The organism is Agrobacterium cavarae, assembly GCF_004310285.1.
Lineage (GTDB): Bacteria > Pseudomonadota > Alphaproteobacteria > Rhizobiales > Rhizobiaceae > Agrobacterium > Agrobacterium cavarae.
This window is the reverse complement of record NZ_SISF01000033.1, coordinates 29,682-47,265: the sequence shown is the minus strand read 5'-3', so window position 1 is coordinate 47,265 and position 17,584 is coordinate 29,682. Positions and strand designations below refer to the sequence as shown.

Below are 17,584 nucleotides of genomic sequence, written 5' to 3'. Positions count from 1 at the left end.
CCTCAGGCCTTGGGAGGCGCGCCCTTCTGGTAGCGGGAGACGAGTTGGATGAGACCGAGGCAACCCCAGGTGATGCCGAAGGAGATGACGGCAAGGGCAGCGGGCTCGTAGGCTCTGTTTGCGCCGAGAAGCTGCATATAGGGGCCGAAGGCCGGTCGGTTCAAAAGCGCTGCCATGGTGAACTCGCCGATGACGATGGCAAAGGTCAGGAAGGCGCCAGAAAGAACAGCCACCAGCACGTTCGGCAAAATGATCCGCGCAAGAATGGTGGTCCAGCCAGCGCCGAGGCTCTGGGCTGCTTCGGTCAGCGTGCCGATATCGATGGTACGCAGACCCGTATCGACGGCGCGGTACATATAAGGCAGCGCAAGCGTCGTGTAACCGAACATCAACAGCAGGTTGGTACCGGAGGTCGTACCCGTCAGAGGCAGCCAGCTCGAGGTGTTGTAAAGGCGGATATAGCCGAAGACGATGACGATGGCGGGGATGACGAGTGGCAACAGCGTGATGAATTCGATCACGGGGCGCAGCGTCGGCAGTTTCAGCCGTACCCAATAGGCGGTTGGCACCACCAGCAGCACACCGAAGACGATGGTGACGAGCGCCATGATGACCGAGTAGGTGAAGGTCTCCTGAAAGCGCGGATCGCTTAAGACCACGGCATAGGCATCGAAGGAGTAGACACCGCGCCGCATCTTCAGCGAGAAGTTGGTCATGCCGATCAGCGGCAGGGCGAAATACAGGATGCCGAAAAGGAGGGCGCCCCAGGCAAAAATCCGCTTCATTTCAACCACCTCTCACTGCGCGTGCGCATCCAGATGTACAGCGTGTTGGCGATACAGGTGACGACGATCATGCCGAAGGCCAGCGCATAGCCAAGATTGGGGTTGCCGAGAACGTCACCGCGGATCTGGGCGAAGAGCAGGATCGGAACGATGTTGAGCGAGGAGCCGGTGAGCGCAATCGCGGTTGCGACGGCGCCGAAGGCGTTGGCGAAGAGAAGCGAGAAGGTGCCGAGGATCGATGGCAGCAGGATGGGAAACGCCACCATGCGCCAATATTGCCAGCCGCTGGCGCCGAGAATTTCGGCCGCCTCACGCCACTCGCGCTTGAGACCGTCGAGCGCCGGCGTGATGATGAGGATCATCAGCGGGATCTGAAAGAACAGATAGGTAATCGTCAGGCCCCAGAAGGACAGAATATTGAAGCCCATCACGCGCAGGTCTATGCCGAGCTGTGTCTTGAGAAACAGCGTGACCAGGCCGACCGGGCCGAGTGTGGCGATGAAAGCGAAGGCGAGCGGCACGCCTGCAAATTGCGAGGCAACACCGGAAAAGGTCAAAAGCGGCGCGCGGATTTTCTGCGGCAAGCCGCCCAGCACGACGGCGGAGGCCACGGCAAAACCAATCAGACAGCCAAGCGCTGCGGAGGCAACGCTGATCTTGATCGATATCCAGTAGGCCGCGAGAATGGAGGGCGTGAAGAGCCCGATGATGTTGTCAAAGGTGAAGCTGCCGTCCGGGCTCTGAAACGCGCCGATGACGATCTTCATCGTCGGCATGATCAGGAAAAGCAGGACAAAAATGGCGAAAGGCAAAATGCCGAGCCATTCGAGCTTCGGCCGATAGCGCCGTTTCACCGGCAGTGCTGTGCCAGTATCTGCTGATGACATGCTGTCCCCAATGCCGCGATCATCGCGGTCTCGTTCTTTATGTGCAGCAGGCCGCCCCGGAGTTTTCATGCCGGGGCGGCCATTGGTCTTTACGTCTTACTTGACGTTCGCGCCGACAACCTTGTCCCAGCCGCCGGTAACCGCTGCCTTGTTGGCATCGACATCTTCCAGCGTCGGGAAGGTGGCCTTTTCATAGGCTGCCGGAGGAGGCAGGGCGTCGAGAAGGTCCTTCGGGATCTTGTTGGCCTTGGCAAGCGCGTTGAAGCGGATCGGATGGCAGAAGCCCTTCAGCCAGCCGAGCTGACCGTCGTCGGAATAGAGGTGCTCCATCCACAGCTTCGCAGCATTCGGATGCGGTGCATAGGCGGAGATGCCCTGCACGTAAACGCCAGCCAGAACACCCTTTTCAGGAACGACGACTTCGGTCGGCGGGTTGCCGTTCAGCGTCTTTGCCCAACCGAGAGCGTTGTAGTCCCAGGCGATCACGATTGGTGTCGCACCCTGTGCCAGCGTACCGGCCTTGCCGATGACGGGAACGAAGTTGCCAGCCTTGTTGAGGTCGGCGAAGTACTTCAGACCGGCTTCGCCAGCTTCCTTGCCGTCCTTGGCGCCCGTGGAGAGGCCAGCGGCGAGAACGCCGAGGATCGCCTGGTTGGAGGCGCGTGGGTCGCCAGCAAGCGCGACCTGGCCGGCATATTCCGGCTTCAGAAGATCAGACCAGTCCTTCGGCGAATTGCTGACGAGGTCCTTGTTCACGAAGAAGGACATGACGCCGTAATAGTCGCCGTACCAGTAGCCTTCGGCATCCTTGACGTTGTCTGGAATTTCGTCCCAGGTGGAGACCTTGTAAGGCTGCAGAAGGCCTTCCTTCTTTGCCTGCGGACCGAAGGCCAGACCAACGTCGATCACGTCAGGCGCCTGCGGGCCCTTGTTGTCCTTGTTGGCCTTGATGGCTTCGATTTCGTCGGCCGAGCCCGCGTCTGGGTTCAGCTCGTTCACCTGAATTTCCGGGTACTTAGCCTTGAAAGACGCGATGACGTCGCCGTATCCACACCAGTCGTGCGGCAGGGCGATGGTCGTCAGCATGCCTTCTTTCTTGGCAGCTGCGATGAGTTCTTCGCTTGGTGCTGCCGTGGCGATTGCCGTGGTGGCAAGCACGATTGCGGTGGTAAGCGAAAGCAGTCGGCGGCTGTGCGAGATCACTTTAGTTCTCCTCTTCGTGTCTCATGCGTCGGCGGACGCTGTACGTGGCTTGCATGAACGTTATGTGACGGTTGTAAGGGTGCTCATCGCGGTCACGCTAGCCCCGTTTGGGCCTCCCTGCCATCATTACGTCACTTTTTTGTCATGTTGCGGTGTGTGCGACATTTGTCGTTCTGCTTGCGTCTTCTCCCTTTTGTCCTTCTAGTCGGTTTCGATCGTCCGGCTTGTCACCCTCGATCGGGTTTTCTGAACAGGCGTGTCTGCTCGAAAAGGCCTTCAAGCGCGTTCATGCGCTGGCGGGTTTCGTCCCATCCATTGCTCTGCACCGCCTCGATCAACGCTTCGACGACGAAGAGGGTGACGACCGAGCTGTCCCATGCGGACGGCGCTTCGATCTTCACCCGGAAGGTGTGTTTGGCAAAGCGGGAGACAGGCGATGTCCACTGGTCGGTGAACAGAAGAATGCTGACATCGTTGTCATGCGCCACCTGGGCCAGCGTCACCATGTCCTGCTCGTAGCGACGGATGTCGAAGATCACCAACACGTCGCCGGCGCTCATGTTCAGCATATATTGCGGCCATGAGCTGGAGTTGGATGACATCAACGCCGTCTTCGGGCGAATGACCTGCATATGGGTGAAGAAATATTCCGCAATCGCACCGGTGATGCGCCCGCCGACGAAATAGATGCCGCGCTTTCTGTCCGAGAGAAGTGCAGCAGCATTGTCGAAATCGGCCGTATCCAGATCGCTTAGCGTGTCGCGCAGATTGTTGGTGATGGCAGCTGCGAAGCGGTTGAGGATATGCAAGCCAGGCGCGTTGCTCGCCCATCTGTCATGCTTGGCAATCGGGTTGGAAATGGTGGCTTCCAGCTCCTGATGAAGGCTTGCCTGAAATTCAGGGTAACCCTTGTAGCCGAGTTTCTGCACCATGCGAGCAACCGTCGGGGTGGAGACGCCAGCATTTTCCGCGACAGTTGTGATGCTGCCGAGGCCGGACACGGGGTAATTCGCGAGCAGACTCTCCGCGAGCTGCCTTTCGGCGCGCGTCAAACCCTCATAGTGGGTCTGGATGACCTCCGACACCGTCGCAGACGACGTGTTGCTCAAATTCTTCCCCTTTTCCGGTTTTGTCACCGGGTTTTGCGCAGGATTAAGATACGCAGTTACGCCGGAGTCAATCGGAAAAATGAAGAGAAAATTTCAAAAATCCATTTGACACTTTGGCATATGTGAAGAATTCTCTTCGCGTCGTTGGGGAACGGCAAAACCAGATGGGGTACGACCATGACGGTTCGTTCGCAATTTTTCCACGCCGACGAAGGTGACGCAGTCGCGGTGGAAAACGAAACGGGGAAAAGCCGGGTGCTGCTCGTCTGCGAGCACGCCTCGAAAACGCTTCCCGCCCGTTATGGCGATCTCGGTCTTGCCGAGGATGTCTTGTCGAGCCACATTGCCTGGGACCCTGGCGCGCTCGCGGTGGCGCGTCTTCTTTCCGAGAAGCTCGATGCAGCGCTCGTTTTCCAGCGGTTTTCGCGACTGATCTATGACTGCAATCGTCCGCCGGAATCGGCCTCCGCCATGCCGGTCGCAAGCGAGATCTATAACATTCCGGGCAATGCCGATCTGGATGAGGCCGAACGGTTTCTCCGGACTGCCGCCCTCTACGTTCCGTTTCATGAAGCCGTGTCCAGCCTCGTCGAAAAGCGGAAGATCCTCGGCATTGAGAGTGTCATCGTGACCATTCACAGTTTTACGCCGGTCTATCACGGGCGGGTGCGCGAGGTGGAAATCGGGATCCTGCACGACAGGGACTCGCGTCTGGCCGATGCGATGCTCGCCGACCGGGAAGCGGCCTCTTTCAAGGTTGAGCGCAATGAGCCCTACGGGCCGGAGGACGGCGTAACCCACACGCTTCGTCTGCACGCGCTGCCGGAAGGTCTGTTGAATGTGATGATCGAAGTTCGCAACGATCTCATCGCAGACGAGGCGGGACAGCGTGCCGCTGCCGACTATTTGGGTGAAAGCCTCGAAAGAGCGCTTGCCAGCATAGGAGACTAGACTTGCATGTCGGCAGGTTACCCTGCCGAAGGATAATGTGCCGTGTGGTCCAGAACGCCAAAAATGGCGCGCGCCAGACGGGATAGGGAACAGCAGATGCATGCGGCCGGTGGGAAGGTCCCGCCAGCCGAACTGGGGCAAAATCGGCCAATCCGGCTGACTGCCTGCTTTTTTCTTGATCAGGAGAGACAAGGCATGGACAGTTCATCATCCGGCGTCAGCTATAAAAAGGCAGACGCATCCTATTTCGAAAAGCGTGGACTATCGCGTTATGCGGGCGTCTGGTCGCTGTGGGCGCTCGGCGTCGGCGCTGTCATTTCCGGACATTTTTCCGGCTGGAATTTCGGCTTTGCCATCGGCGGCTGGGGCGGCATGCTCGTGGCGGGTATCATCATCGCCATCATGTATCTGGGCCTGACCTTTTCCATTGCGGAAATGAGCCCGGCGTTGCCGCACACCGGTGCGGCTTACTCTTTTGCGCGGACTGCGATGGGGCCTTGGGGCGGCTTCATTACCGGGCTTTGCGAAAATGTCGAATATGTTCTGACCCCGGCCGTCATCGTCACCTTCATCACGGCCTATGTGAATTCCATTCTCGGGCTCGATCCGGCCTATTCGCCGCTTCTGTGGGTGTTGTTCTACATCATCTTCCTGGCGCTCAACGTCTTCGGGCTTGAGCTGTCCTTCAAGGTGACATTGGTTATCACGCTGATTTCGCTCGGCGTTCTGGTGTTCTTCTGGATCAGCGCCATTCCCAACATCGATTTCTCCCGCTGGGCGCTGAATATCGGTGTCGGGCCGGATGGCAAGGCGGTCGAACTGCCGGAGGGCAATGGCTCCTTCTTCCCGTTCGGCATTTCCGGCGTTCTGGCGACACTTCCATTTGCCGTCTGGCTGTTCCTTGCGATCGAACAGTTGCCGCTCGCAGCCGAAGAGTCGGTCGATCCCAAGCGCGACATGCCGAAGGGCATCATTCTCGGCATCATCACGTTGATGGTGTCCGCCTTCATGATCGTGCTGCTCAATCCATCGCTTCCCGGCGTCGGCGCATTCCACCTCAGTTCGGCACTGGAGCCGCTCCTGGATGGCTTCAAGGCGGTCTATGGCGATAGCGGCGTGGTGTTGCTGGGTCTCGTGGCTTTGACCGGCCTCATCGCCAGCTTCCACACCATCCTTTATGCACAGGGGCGGCAGATCTATTCGCTCTCTCGCGCTGGCTATTTCCCCACGGCGTTGTCCATCACTCACTCCAAGTTCAAGACACCGCATGTCGCCATGCTGACGGGTGCGATCGTCGGCTTGGGCGTCATGATGATCATCTGGTTCGCACTCGGTGCGGAGCAGGGCGGCAGCATCATCGGCAGCGTGTTGCTGAACATGGCCGTGTTCGGCGCGATGTTCTCCTACATCATGCAGGCGATCTCCTTCATTCTGCTGCGCAAAAACCTGCCGCATATCGAACGGCCATTCCGTTCGCCGCTTGGCGTGCCAGGTGCAGTGCTGACCATCATCATCGCCGTCGTGACACTGCTTTATCAGGTGCAGGACCCGAACTTCACCAAGGGCGTGTTGTGGGTGGCGATCTGGTTTGCCGTGGCGATCGCCTATTTCGCCATCATCGGTCGCCATCGCCTTATCCTCTCGCCGGAGGAGGAGTTTGCGATGGAGCACAAGCAAGCCGCACTCAAAGCGTCTGCCGCGAAAGCCTGACGATCAAAAAGAGAAGGGCGGCGCTGTTAGGGCCGCCCTTTGACAAAAACCAACATAGGGAACAACGAGATCATGACGACCTACACATTCGACGAGTTGAAGAAGGATGTCGCCGAAGGGCGCATCGACACGGTTCTGGCGTGCCTCGTGGATATGCAGGGTCGCCTGATGGGTAAGCGGTTCCAGGGGCAGTTCTTTGTCGAGAGTGCGTATGATGAAACGCATTGCTGCAACTATCTGCTCGCCACCGACATGGAGATGGAGACGGTTCCTGGCTATAGAGCCACGAGCTGGGAGAAGGGCTACGGTGACTACACGCTGAAGCCGGACATGGCGACGCTGCGTCGGGTGCCTTGGCTGGAAGGAACAGCGCTCGTTATCTGCGATGCCTATGATCATCACACCCACGCCGAAGTGCCGCATTCGCCGCGTGCGATGCTGAAAAGCCAGGTGGCCCGGCTCGAGGCCATGGGGCTCAAAGCCTATATGGCAAGCGAGCTTGAGTTCTTTCTCTTCGACCAGAGCTTCGAGTCGGTACGCGCCAGCGGCTATCGCAACCTCAATCCGGCGAGCGCCTATAATGAGGATTACCACATCTTCCAGACCACCAAGGAAGAGGAGGTGATGCGCGCCATCCGCAACGGCCTGCAAGGGGCCGGCATTCCGGTGGAAAACACCAAGGGCGAAGCGTCCGCCGGGCAGGAAGAAATCAACGTGCGTTATGCCGACGCACTGACCATGGCCGACCGCCATGCCATCATCAAAAATGCCACCAAGGAGATCGCCTGGTCCAAGGGCAAGTCCGTGACTTTCCTTGCCAAGTGGAACTATAGCGCCGCTGGCAGCTCCTCGCACATTCACCAGTCTCTCTGGAGCCTGGATGGCAAGACATCGAAGTTCTTCGATAAGGATGCTGATCACGGCATGTCTGAGATGATGAAGCATTATGTGGCGGGGCTTCTGGCGCATGCCAGCGAGATCACCTATTTCCTTGCGCCGTATATCAACTCCTACAAGCGTTACATGGCCGGCACATTCGCGCCGACCAAGGCAGTCTGGAGCATGGACAACCGTACGGCCGGCTATCGTCTGTGTGGCGATGGCACCAAGGGCATCCGCATCGAGTGCCGTGTGGGTGGCTCCGATCTCAATCCGCATCTTGCCATGGCAGCACTGCTTGCGGCCGGCATTGACGGCATCGAGAAGAAGATGGAACTTGAGCCGCAATTCGTCGGCGACGCCTATGGCGGCAAGGAAGTTCGGGAGATCCCGAAAACGCTTCGCGACGCCACGGATCACCTGAACGGTTCCGCCATGCTGCGCGGGGCCTTCGGGGACGACGTGATCGACCACTATGTGCGTGCCGCAAAGTGGGAACAGGAAGAATATGATCGCCGCGTGACCGACTGGGAAGTCGCGCGCGGTTTCGAAAGAGCATAACAGGCTAGGAACATATCATGGTCATGATCCAGAATATCTCGCCGATCGACGGCTCGGTCTATGCCGAACGGGAGGCGATGTCGCTGGATGCGGCGCGCGGCGCCGTGTTGAAGGCGCGGGCTGCGCAAAAAGCGTGGGCACGCCGCCCTTTGGAAGAACGCGTTCAACTGGTTTTGAAGGGCGTGGCGCGCCTCAACGAAATGGTGGATGAGGTGGTACCGGAACTGGCTCACATGATGGGCCGCCCGGTTCGCTATGGTGGGGAGTTCAAGGGCTTCAACGAACGCTCGAATTACGTCGCCTCGATTGCCGCAGACGCACTGGCGCCGCTCGTGATCGAGGAGAGCGGCAATTTCGAACGCCGCATCGAGCGCGAAGCGCATGGCGTGGTCTTCGTCATCGCGCCTTGGAACTACCCCTATATGACCGCGATCAACACGGTTGCACCCGCGCTGATGGCCGGCAACACCGTCGTCATCAAACATGCGGCGCAGACGCTTCTCGTCGGCGAGCGCATGGTGCGCGCCTTTGTCGAGGCGGGTGTTCCCGATGATGTGTTCGTCAATGTCTTCCTCGATCACCAGACGACGTCTGCACTGATCTCAGAAGGGCTGTTCAACTTCGTCAATTTCACCGGATCGGTGGAAGGCGGACGCGCCATCGAGCGTGCAGCGGCTGGCACTTTCACCGGTCTTGGACTTGAGCTTGGCGGCAAGGACCCAGGCTATGTGATGGAAGATGCCGATCTCGATGTTGCCGTTGATACGCTGATGGATGGTGCGACCTATAATTCCGGTCAGTGCTGCTGCGGCATCGAGCGTATCTATGTCAACGAAGCGCTCTACGATGCCTTTGTCGAAAAGTCGGTTGCCTGGGTGTCCAACTACAAGCTTGGCAACCCGCTGGAACAGGAAACGACACTTGGGCCGATGGCCAACAAGCGTTTCGCCAAGGTGGTGCGCCAGCAAGTGGCCGACGCGATTGCGAAGGGCGCCAAGGCGCTGGTCGATCCGAAGCTCTTCGCCGCTGATGACGGCGAGAGCGCCTATGTCGCGCCGCAGGTTCTGATCGATGTCGATCACTCCATTGAGTTCATGACGGAAGAGACCTTTGGCCCAGCGGTCGGCATCATGAAGGTGAAGAGTGACGAGGAAGCCATCCGGCTGATGAATGACAGCAAATACGGCCTGACCGCCTCGCTCTGGACCCAGGATGCCGAACGGGCAGGGCGCATCGGTCGCGAGATCGAAACGGGCACCGTCTTCATGAACCGTGCGGATTATCTCGATCCCGCACTCTGCTGGACAGGCGTCAAGGAAACCGGACGCGGCGGTTCGCTCTCCGTCATCGGCTTCCAGAACCTGACACGTCCAAAATCATACCATCTGAAGAAAGTCACGAAATGAACATCGTCGCAAACTGGAGCTATCCGACCCCCATCAAGCTCGGGCGTGGCCGCATCAAGGAACTGGCGGATGCCTGCAAGACGCTCGGTATCAAGAAGCCGCTTCTGGTCACGGATCGCGGTCTTGCTGGGATGGCGATCACCGGCCATGCGCTGGATATTCTTGACGAGGCCGGACTTGGCCGCGCGATCTTCTCAGACGTCGATCCGAATCCGAACGAGATCAACCTCGAGGCGGGTGTGAAGGCCTTCAAGGATGGCGGTCATGATGGTGTCGTGGCCTTCGGCGGCGGGTCGGGCCTTGATCTCGGCAAGGCTGTCGCCTTCATGGCGGGGCAGACGCGACCGGTTTGGGACTTTGAGGATGTTGGCGACTGGTGGACGCGCGCCAATTCCGATGGGATCGCACCGATTGTAGCGGTGCCGACGACGGCTGGAACGGGTTCTGAAGTGGGACGCGCCAGCGTCATTACCAACTCCAAGACCCATGTGAAGAAGATCATCTTCCATCCAAAATTCCTGCCGGGCGTCGTCATCTGCGACCCGGAACTGACCGTCGGCATGCCGAAGGTCATAACCGCAGGCACCGGCATGGATGCGTTCGCCCATTGCCTGGAAGCCTATTCCTCGCCCTTCTATCACCCGATGAGCCAGGGTATTGCCCTGGAAGGCATGCGGCTGATCAAGGAGTTCCTGCCTCGGGCTTACAAGGACGGCACGGATATCGAAGCGCGCACCAACATGATGGCGGCAGCCGCCATGGGTGCGGTCTCCTTCCAGAAGGGTCTCGGCGCGATCCATTCGCTGTCGCATCCGATCGGTGCCGTCTACAATACCCATCACGGCATGACGAATGCTGTGGTGATGCCTGCCGTGCTGCGCTTCAATCGCCCGGCGATCGAAGACAAGATCGCGCGTGCGGCGGCCTATCTCGGCATTGAGGGCGGGTTCGACGGCTTCTACGATTACGTGCTGGAGCTTCGCAAGGAACTTGGCGTGCCTGAGAGCCTCACGGCCATGGGCATCAAGCCGGATCGTATCGACGAGCTGACAGCTGAGGCGATCAAGGATCCGAGCTGCGGTGGCAACCCGGTTGAGATGACGCTGGAAAATACCAAGGCCTTGTTCGAGGCTTGTTTCTGATCGATGCAGGCGGGACGTCACGCGTCCCGCCTTGTCCATTTCCTGCCGGTACCAAAGTGCAGGCTCCGCCCTTCAATATCGCCACGTTCTGATAAACGCGCTATGATCCTGTCTTCCACGGGAGGAAGGATCATGAGCAAGAATACGATCTGCATGTGGTACGACAAAGACGCCGAGGCTGCGGCACGGTTCTATGCCGAGACCTTTCCGGACAGTTCGGTTGGCGCGGTTACGCGTGCGCCCGGCGATTATCCAAGTGGCAGCCAGGGTGACATTCTGGTGGTGGCATTCACCGTCGCAGGCATCCCCTGCATCGGACTGAATGGCGGCCCGACCTTCAAGCACAGCGAAGCGTTTTCCTTCCAGATCGCAACCGACGATCAGGAAGAGACCGACCGCTACTGGAACGCCATCGTCGGCAATGGCGGGCAGGAAAGCGAGTGCGGCTGGTGCAAGGATCGGTGGGGCATTTCCTGGCAGATCACGCCGCGCACGCTGCTCGAAGCGTTGGCTGCAGGCGGAGGGGAGGCCAAGCGTGCCTTCGCGGCGATGATGACGATGAAGAAAATCGATGTGGCGACGATCGAGGCTGCCCGGCGCGGCGACTGACCCTTGTCACTGGTATCGACCCGGGATGACGTCGTGCTGCTTCAGAGGTGTTTTCAATTTGTTAACCATATTGGTTAACACTCTATCAAGCACCATGCTTCGGTGCATTCCAGAGCATCGCATTACAAAGGCTCTGACATCTCGGGGTCACCATGACAGTCATCACATTCGCCAACACAAAGGGTGGGGCCGGCAAGACCACTGCGGTTCTTTTGCTTGCAACCGAACTGGCCCGCACAGGCCACCGCGTCACGGTTCTCGATGCGGACCCGCAGCTTTGGATTTCGCACTGGTTTGAAATCTCTGGCTCGATCAACAATCTCAGTGTCATATCAAACGTGACGATGGCCTCGCTGGAAGGCCATATCCGTGAGAACCGGTCCAATACCGATTGTTTCATCATCGATCTGCCTGGCACCAAAAGCCCGCTCTTGACGATGGCGCTCGGCATTTCCGACCACGTCTTGATCCCTGTGCAGGGTTCGGCCATGGACGCCCGTGGGGCAGCGGAAGTGCTTGACCATCTGGCATTTCTCGACTTGAAGATGGGCCGCAAGATCGATCATTCTGTCGTGCTGACGCGCGTCAACGCCATGGTCAGCACGCGTGCGCTGCTTCAGGTGAAGACGCTGCTCGAAAGCCGCAACGTGCGTGTGCTCAATACACCCATCGCAGAGCGTGCCGCCTTCCGCGATATCTTCGACCACGGCGGCACGATTGCCGCGCTCGACTGTCAAAAGGTCAGCAATGTCGACAAGGCGCTGGAGAATGTGCGGCTCTTCGCGGCCGAGCTGCTGGCTCTTCTCCCGGCACGTGTCGTTCGTTCTGGCCGGGATTTCAGGTTCGGCCGCAGGGCTGCATGATCGGCAACTGCGATGCAAGCCAGGGCGCTCACCGTCCTGGTTTGCCGTGCCCCTGTTATGATCGCTTCCACGACAACGGGGTGCTCTGACTTACGCAACGTCCCTTTGCTGGGTCGCGAGATGATAGGGCTTCACCAAACAATCTGCGGGAATGCCCCATTCCTTATGAAGCTTATAGATCATGTCTACGGTCAAGGCGCGCTTCTTGTTCAGCACTTCAGATGCGCGAGAGCGGGAGCCGAAAAGCGCGCCGAGATCCGACTGTGTTCGGCCGGTCATCTCCATATGCGACCTTATTAACTCCACCGGTTCAGGCGCATCGATCGGGTAGTGCTTATCTTCATAGGCTTCTATGAGAGCCGCTAGAATATCGAAGCGTTCCCCTTCAGGCGTTCCCCGTTCCGGCGGATTATCGAAGTAGGGTGAGACCTCGGCAATGGCCCATGCGAGGTCATCATTGTTCCTGATGGCGCGAATGTTATCCATTACACTGTCTCCGGGTTGATCTTGTCATATTGGTTGTGGGTGCCGATGAATTTTATCAGCACCCGTTTATACGCATAAGCAACATGCACGATCAGTCGATATTTGTTTCCCGCGATGTCGAATATGATCCTGTTGTCCGAAACAAAATCAACCGTAGCGCCAAATGTGGCCTTTACGTCCGAGGGGCCCGTCCAATCCGCTTTGCTGACAATTGCATGCCACGTCCTCAGCGAAGTCTCAGCTTGAGAGTGGTGCTCCCAGAAAGCCTTTAACGTTGATTTGGCGATGATCTGCATACATCACCACGTAACACAAAGGGCATGCTCAGGCAAGAAAATTCCCAAATCGGGAACATTCTGTGGCCTTTTTGACGAGGGGAATTCTCTGTGAGGAGGCCATTCCATGACAAAGGCTGAAAACTTTTGCTTGATTTGGAAACGATCATTTCCTATATCTCGATCCATGACAGAGATTGCCTCCTCGCCATTGCCCAATCGCCAGCGCGGCCGACCGCGCGAGTTCGATGTTGATGCCGCTATCGACAGGGCGATTGGTGTGTTTTCCGAGCGTGGCTTCCATGCCACCTCGGTGGGCGATCTGACGGAGGCGATGGAACTGACGCAGGGCAGTCTCTACAAGGCGTTCAAGGACAAGAAGGATATCTATATCGCTGCGGTCGAGCGCTACAAGCTGGTGCAGACGAAGCGGTTCGAGGCCAAGGTGCAAGCCGGTGAAAATGGCCGCGAGAGGCTGAGGGCGGCGATGGAGTTTTATGCCGGCAACTCGGCGGGCCCGTCCGGTGAGCAGGGTTGCCTGATCGTCGGGGCCGCCGCCGATCTGGCGTCGCTCGATGCCGATGTGGCGCGCGTGGTGCGCAGCGCCATCGAGGCGCGCGAGAAGATACTGGCCCGCCTTGTGCGGGAAGGGCAGGCGGATGGCTCTGTTACGGGTCGGGGCGATGCGGACGTTCTGGCCAAGACGGCGCTCTGCCTGCTGTATGGAATGCGGGTTGTCGGCAAGACCGGCCCCTCACGGGAGGATATGTCTTCGGTCGTGGATGCCGCCATGCGCATTTTCGATTGATCTTTTGTTTAATTTGGAAATGATTGTTTCCTAATTTGGAGTGACGTTATGGCTTTGAAAGCTGTCGACACGAATGAAGCGGTGGCAGAGACGATGTCGTCCGCCATGATTTTCTTGCTGGCGAGCGCCTGTGGGCTCGTGGCAGCGAACATCTATTATGCGCAGCCCTTGGCAGGCGTGATCGGCCATGAACTCGGCCTATCACCCGCAGCGACTGGATTGATCGTGACTCTGACCCAGATCGGCTATGGTCTTGGCCTTCTGTTCGTCGTGCCGCTCGGCGATCTGGTGGAAAATCGCAAGCTGATCGTCGGTACGGTTGCGACAGCGGTTCTGGCTCTGATTGCCGCGGCGCTCGCGCCGCATGCCGGCCCCTTTCTGTTTGCAATGTTCCTCGTCGGCGTCAGTTCGGTTGCGGTACAGATGATCGTGCCCTTCGCCGCGCATATGACGCCGGCTGCGATCCGCGGACGGGTGGTCGGCAATGTCATGAGCGGCTTGATGGTCGGCATCATGCTGGCGCGCCCGGTCTCCAGTATTCTCTCGGAGTTTGTCTCCTGGCGTGGCGTCTTCCTCGTCTCTGCTGTGGCGATGGGTATTCTGGCAATGGTGCTCCATCGTCAGTTGCCACGGCGCATGCCGGATGCGAAGCTGCCCTATCGTGCGCTTCTGGCATCCATGGCGGAGCTTGCGCGCACGACACCGATCCTGCAGCGGCGGTCTGCCTATCAGGCAGCGATGTTTGGCGCCTTCAGCCTGTTTTGGACGACCACGCCGCTTTATCTGAGCGGCCCGGCTTTCCAACTGACGCAGGGACAAATCGCGCTCTTTGCCTTGGCGGGTGCGGCCGGTGCGATTGCGGCTCCCATCGCCGGACGCGTCGCGGATCGCGGCTGGACATGGGGGGCAACGCTCTTTGCGCTCATCACAGCTGCGACGTCTTTCCTCGTCACCCATATCGCGCCGGAAGGATCCCATCTGTCTCTGGCACTGCTGGTTGTCGCCGCCATCATCCTGGACTTTGCCGTCACCACCAATCTGGTGCTGAGCCAGCGTGCCATCTTTGCGCTCGGCGCAGAGTTTCGCAGCCGCCTCAACGGCGTCTTCATGGCAACCTTCTTCATGGGCGGTGCGGTCGGATCGGCGCTTGGCGGCTGGGCCTATTCCCACGGACAGTGGACAGCGGCATCCTGGCTAGGCTTCGCCTTGCCGGTCATGGCTCTCGGCTTCTTCCTCACAGAGCGGAGAAGTGAGCAGCGGGCAGTGAGAGTGGGCTGAGGCTTCGGATGGTCTCGATCATCTGCTGAGTCAAACAAACCGCTCAAACGAAAAATCCCCGGCCATGACCTGGCCGGGGATTTTTGTTCAAAGGGACCGGATACTATTCGGCAAATTCTACCACGACACCGGGGCGGACCATCTTGGCAAGCTCCGTGGCGTCCCAGTTGGTCAGGCGGATACAGCCATGGCTGTTGGTCTTGCCGATCTTGGAAGGTTCCGGCGTCCCATGGATGCCGTATGTCGGCTTGGAAAGCGCGATCCATACCGTCCCGACGGGGCCGTTCGGCCCTGGCGGGATCTGCAGGATCTGGGTGTTCTGCCCCTGCTGGAAGTTGATCTTCGGGTTGTACGTATAGCCCGGATTGAGCGCGATACGCTCCACCGTGTGGGTGCCGCTTGGGGACGGTGTGTCCGAAGAACCGATGGTCGCAGGGTAGGCGGCGATCAGCGTGCCGCCCTCGTCGTAAGCAAAGACCTGCTTGATGCCCTTGTGCGCCACGATGCGCGCGACCTGGCCCTTCTTTGGTTCACCCGGATTGGCAACCTTGATGATCGTGCCGGGAACGGTGAAATCAACGCCGGGGTTGAGTTCCTTCAGATAGGTCTCGTCCATGTGGAATCGCTCGGCCAGCGCTTCCGTGGTGGACGTGTAGGACATGGCGGGAAGCTCAGCCTTGGCGGCATAGTCATCCGGGATGGAAGCGACATAGGGGCCTGCCGCATCTGCTGCGGTGATCGTGTAGTCGACGATCGCCATGCCGCCGCTGTTACGAAGACGCTCGAGAATGTCGTCGGTGTTGTTCGGGTCCAGCCGCTCGCCGGTCATCTCCTGCCAGGCGGAAATGGCCTTGTTGACGTTGTCGCCCATCTTGCCGTCGATGACGCCGGGCGAAATGCCCTCGCGGTCGAGAAAGACTTGAAGAGCGACGATTTCCTGGCGCGAGCGATTGACCGGTGCGGTGACCGGCTGATTACGCTCGATCAGATGGTCCGGCTGTGGCACGGCGGCTGTCGTGCTTTCACCCGGCATCGGCTGGCTCAACGGGCCGCTCTCGACATCGCCGCGCTGGGGCTCGACCGAGCCCGTATAGACATCGTCGCCGATGCCATCATTGCGGAACTCACGGTAGTCGCGGTACTGGCCGTTACCCTGTTGAGAGCGCTGATTCTCCTGATAGCCATAGCTGCGGCGCGGCTGTTCAGGCTCGCGGTATCGGCCGGGCGGCGGGGGATAATAGGTGTCGGGTTCGCTGTAGTAGGGATCTCGCTGCGCCTGGTACGGGTCGCGCGGCGCCTGCCGCTGCTGCTGAGCGCCGCCCGGCATCTGCGTGCCGACGAGGTTGCCATAGCGGTCGTAATAGACGGTGCGGCCCATGCGATCACGGCTGATGACCACATCATTCGGGTTCGGCAGATAGTCGAGAACGGTGCCGTCGGGCGCGACCAGGACGCCCTGTTCCTGAGTGACATAGCGCTGCTGTGCGGAGGCGTGCGACGGTGCAAGCACCGGCGATGCTGCGACTGCCAGACAGAACACGGCGTTAAGAAAAAGTTTCACGTTCTTGCGATCCCTTGGGTTAGTCCCAATAAACACACGGTAATCTTGACCCTATTGTGAAAAAGGTGAATTCGCGGTTAATGCAATCTTAATTTCTGGCCCTTGCGATCGCTTTTGCGTGAACTTGCGTCAATAGCATCACAGATATTACGCATTCGCGCGGGACAAGCCTCATTCGAAGGCGTCATAGACATGCGTGGGAGAAGCCACTGATGAAAGAGTTCAAAGCCGGAAAGTCGCCGTCCATTTTCCTTGACGAGACCTCTGTGCTCGATATCGGCCCCTGCATCGTCGAAGGTGTGAACATTGCGCCCGAGCGCGCCATTCCGGACGATGGCGACCCCCGTATCGATCATTCGCTCGAGGGGTTTTTGTTCACCTGCGGTCCAGACCATATCCGTCATCCGCAGCCCATTCCGGGTGATGCGAGCGGGAGAAAGTTTCCCTTGCATGGCTCTTTCTCCTCTCATCCGGCCGAGATCACGCGCTGGTCCGTATCGGATGGTAATGCCGAAGCAGCAGCACAGGTTCCTGTCTCGCTCGCTGACGGCGGGACAGCGCTCCTGGAGCGGGTCTGGCGAATCGATGGAGCGAGCGGTGAGGTGAGCCTTGAGGACCGGGTGACCAACACCAGCGATCATGCTCGTCCGACATTCCTCATGTATCACATGAACGTTGCCGCGAAGCTGTTTGACGGTGCGGTGCGGCTTCAGGGCGCGTCCTTTGACGGCGGTGGTTTCGGATGGCGCTTCGGAGACGAGCCGGGCAGCGTCTTTTGTGTGCCGGCGCAAGGAGAAAATGGCTGGGCATCGCTGACGCTTGGGCCGATGGCATCCATTGGTGGGCGGCGCCTGAAAGTCTCGTTTCGCACTAACACATTGCCCTATCTGCAGATGTGGCGAAACCAGAAGGCGCCGGCCAATGTGCTTGGCATAGAGCCGGTCTCGCATCGCTGGGTGGACCGTGCCGAGTTGGTAAGAGCAGGCGAGTTCAATATGTTGCAGCCGGGTGAGAGCCGCAGCTATGGTTTGCGCTTTTCTATTCTCTAAACGGCTGTTTAATTGAAAAAGC

General features: G+C 58.9%; 17 protein-coding genes. 10 read left to right on the top strand and 7 right to left on the bottom strand.

The annotated features are described in order from the left end of the window. Window positions 1-2: 2 nt before the first annotated feature. From EYC79_RS18635 to EYC79_RS18620, 4 genes are all read right to left on the bottom strand, one after another. Window positions 3-785: an ABC transporter permease gene (locus EYC79_RS18635; protein WP_062426477.1), complete on the bottom strand. Its 783-nt coding sequence runs from the start codon at window positions 783-785 to the stop codon at window positions 3-5. Then, entirely contained in the window at window positions 782-1,672 is an 891-nt protein-coding gene (locus EYC79_RS18630; RefSeq protein ID WP_112360248.1) for an ABC transporter permease, read from the bottom strand. Before EYC79_RS18630 ends, EYC79_RS18635 begins: the two co-directional genes overlap by 4 nt. Window positions 1,673-1,768: 96 nt before the next feature. Then, window positions 1,769-2,875 (bottom strand): ABC transporter substrate-binding protein, encoded by a 1,107-nt coding sequence (locus tag EYC79_RS18625; RefSeq protein WP_062440462.1) that lies wholly within the window; start codon window positions 2,873-2,875, stop codon window positions 1,769-1,771. Window positions 2,876-3,102: 227 nt separating this feature from the next. Beyond that, window positions 3,103-3,984 carry a MurR/RpiR family transcriptional regulator gene (locus EYC79_RS18620; RefSeq protein ID WP_062426480.1) on the bottom strand — a complete coding sequence of 294 codons (882 nt, stop codon included), beginning with the start codon at window positions 3,982-3,984 and terminating at the stop codon, window positions 3,103-3,105. 177 nt (window positions 3,985-4,161) lie between these two features. Between EYC79_RS18620 and EYC79_RS18615 the strand changes: the two genes are divergently transcribed. From EYC79_RS18615 to EYC79_RS18585, 7 genes are all read left to right on the top strand, one after another. Then, window positions 4,162-4,935, top strand: a complete 774-nt coding sequence (locus EYC79_RS18615; protein ID WP_130979025.1) for an N-formylglutamate amidohydrolase — start codon at window positions 4,162-4,164, stop codon at window positions 4,933-4,935. Window positions 4,936-5,130: 195 nt separating this feature from the next. Continuing rightward, complete coding sequence (locus tag EYC79_RS18610) at window positions 5,131-6,645, top strand: amino acid permease (RefSeq protein WP_130979023.1); 1,515 nt, start codon at window positions 5,131-5,133, stop codon at window positions 6,643-6,645. A 72-nt stretch (window positions 6,646-6,717) separates the two neighbouring features. Continuing rightward, window positions 6,718-8,085 carry a glutamine synthetase family protein gene (locus EYC79_RS18605; RefSeq protein ID WP_062426482.1) on the top strand — a complete coding sequence of 456 codons (1,368 nt, stop codon included), beginning with the start codon at window positions 6,718-6,720 and terminating at the stop codon, window positions 8,083-8,085. A 17-nt stretch (window positions 8,086-8,102) separates the two neighbouring features. Next, window positions 8,103-9,491: an aldehyde dehydrogenase family protein gene (locus EYC79_RS18600; protein ID WP_130979022.1), complete on the top strand. Its 1,389-nt coding sequence runs from the start codon at window positions 8,103-8,105 to the stop codon at window positions 9,489-9,491. Beyond that, on the top strand, window positions 9,488-10,633 hold the full coding sequence (locus EYC79_RS18595; protein WP_130979021.1) for an iron-containing alcohol dehydrogenase: 1,146 nt from the start codon (window positions 9,488-9,490) through the stop codon (window positions 10,631-10,633). Before EYC79_RS18600 ends, EYC79_RS18595 begins: the two co-directional genes overlap by 4 nt. Before the next feature lie 132 nt (window positions 10,634-10,765). Further along, window positions 10,766-11,242: a VOC family protein gene (locus EYC79_RS18590; protein ID WP_130979019.1), complete on the top strand. Its 477-nt coding sequence runs from the start codon at window positions 10,766-10,768 to the stop codon at window positions 11,240-11,242. A gap of 152 nt (window positions 11,243-11,394) precedes the next feature. Then, on the top strand, window positions 11,395-12,105 hold the full coding sequence (locus tag EYC79_RS18585) for a ParA family protein (protein ID WP_130979017.1): 711 nt from the start codon (window positions 11,395-11,397) through the stop codon (window positions 12,103-12,105). A 90-nt stretch (window positions 12,106-12,195) separates the two neighbouring features. On the opposite strand, the gene EYC79_RS18580 is transcribed toward EYC79_RS18585, so the two are convergent. After that, window positions 12,196-12,591, bottom strand: a complete 396-nt coding sequence (locus EYC79_RS18580; RefSeq protein ID WP_130979015.1) for a helix-turn-helix domain-containing protein — start codon at window positions 12,589-12,591, stop codon at window positions 12,196-12,198. After that, window positions 12,591-12,887, bottom strand: coding sequence for a type II toxin-antitoxin system HigB family toxin (locus EYC79_RS18575; protein ID WP_130979014.1), 297 nt, complete (start codon window positions 12,885-12,887; stop codon window positions 12,591-12,593). The genes EYC79_RS18580 and EYC79_RS18575 overlap by 1 nt, the downstream gene beginning before the upstream one ends. Window positions 12,888-13,053: 166 nt before the next feature. Here EYC79_RS18575 and EYC79_RS18570 point away from each other — a divergent pair, with 166 nt between their 5' ends. Together EYC79_RS18570 and EYC79_RS18565 are read left to right on the top strand one after the other, a co-directional pair. Next, a complete protein-coding gene (locus tag EYC79_RS18570; protein WP_130979013.1) occupies window positions 13,054-13,674 on the top strand; it encodes a TetR/AcrR family transcriptional regulator in 621 nt (206 codons plus the stop codon). Window positions 13,675-13,722: 48 nt separating this feature from the next. Then, the gene (locus EYC79_RS18565; protein WP_130979011.1) at window positions 13,723-14,952 is read left to right on the top strand and encodes an MFS transporter; all 1,230 of its coding nucleotides are present in this window, start codon (window positions 13,723-13,725) and stop codon (window positions 14,950-14,952) included. Window positions 14,953-15,055: 103 nt separating this feature from the next. On the opposite strand, the gene EYC79_RS18560 is transcribed toward EYC79_RS18565, so the two are convergent. After that, entirely contained in the window at window positions 15,056-16,513 is a 1,458-nt protein-coding gene (locus tag EYC79_RS18560; RefSeq protein WP_112360240.1) for a L,D-transpeptidase family protein, read from the bottom strand. 212 nt (window positions 16,514-16,725) lie between these two features. On the opposite strand from EYC79_RS18560, the gene EYC79_RS18555 reads away from it, so the two are divergent. Continuing rightward, window positions 16,726-17,562: a DUF4432 family protein gene (locus EYC79_RS18555; protein ID WP_130979010.1), complete on the top strand. Its 837-nt coding sequence runs from the start codon at window positions 16,726-16,728 to the stop codon at window positions 17,560-17,562. The last annotated feature ends 22 nt before the right edge of the window (window positions 17,563-17,584 follow it).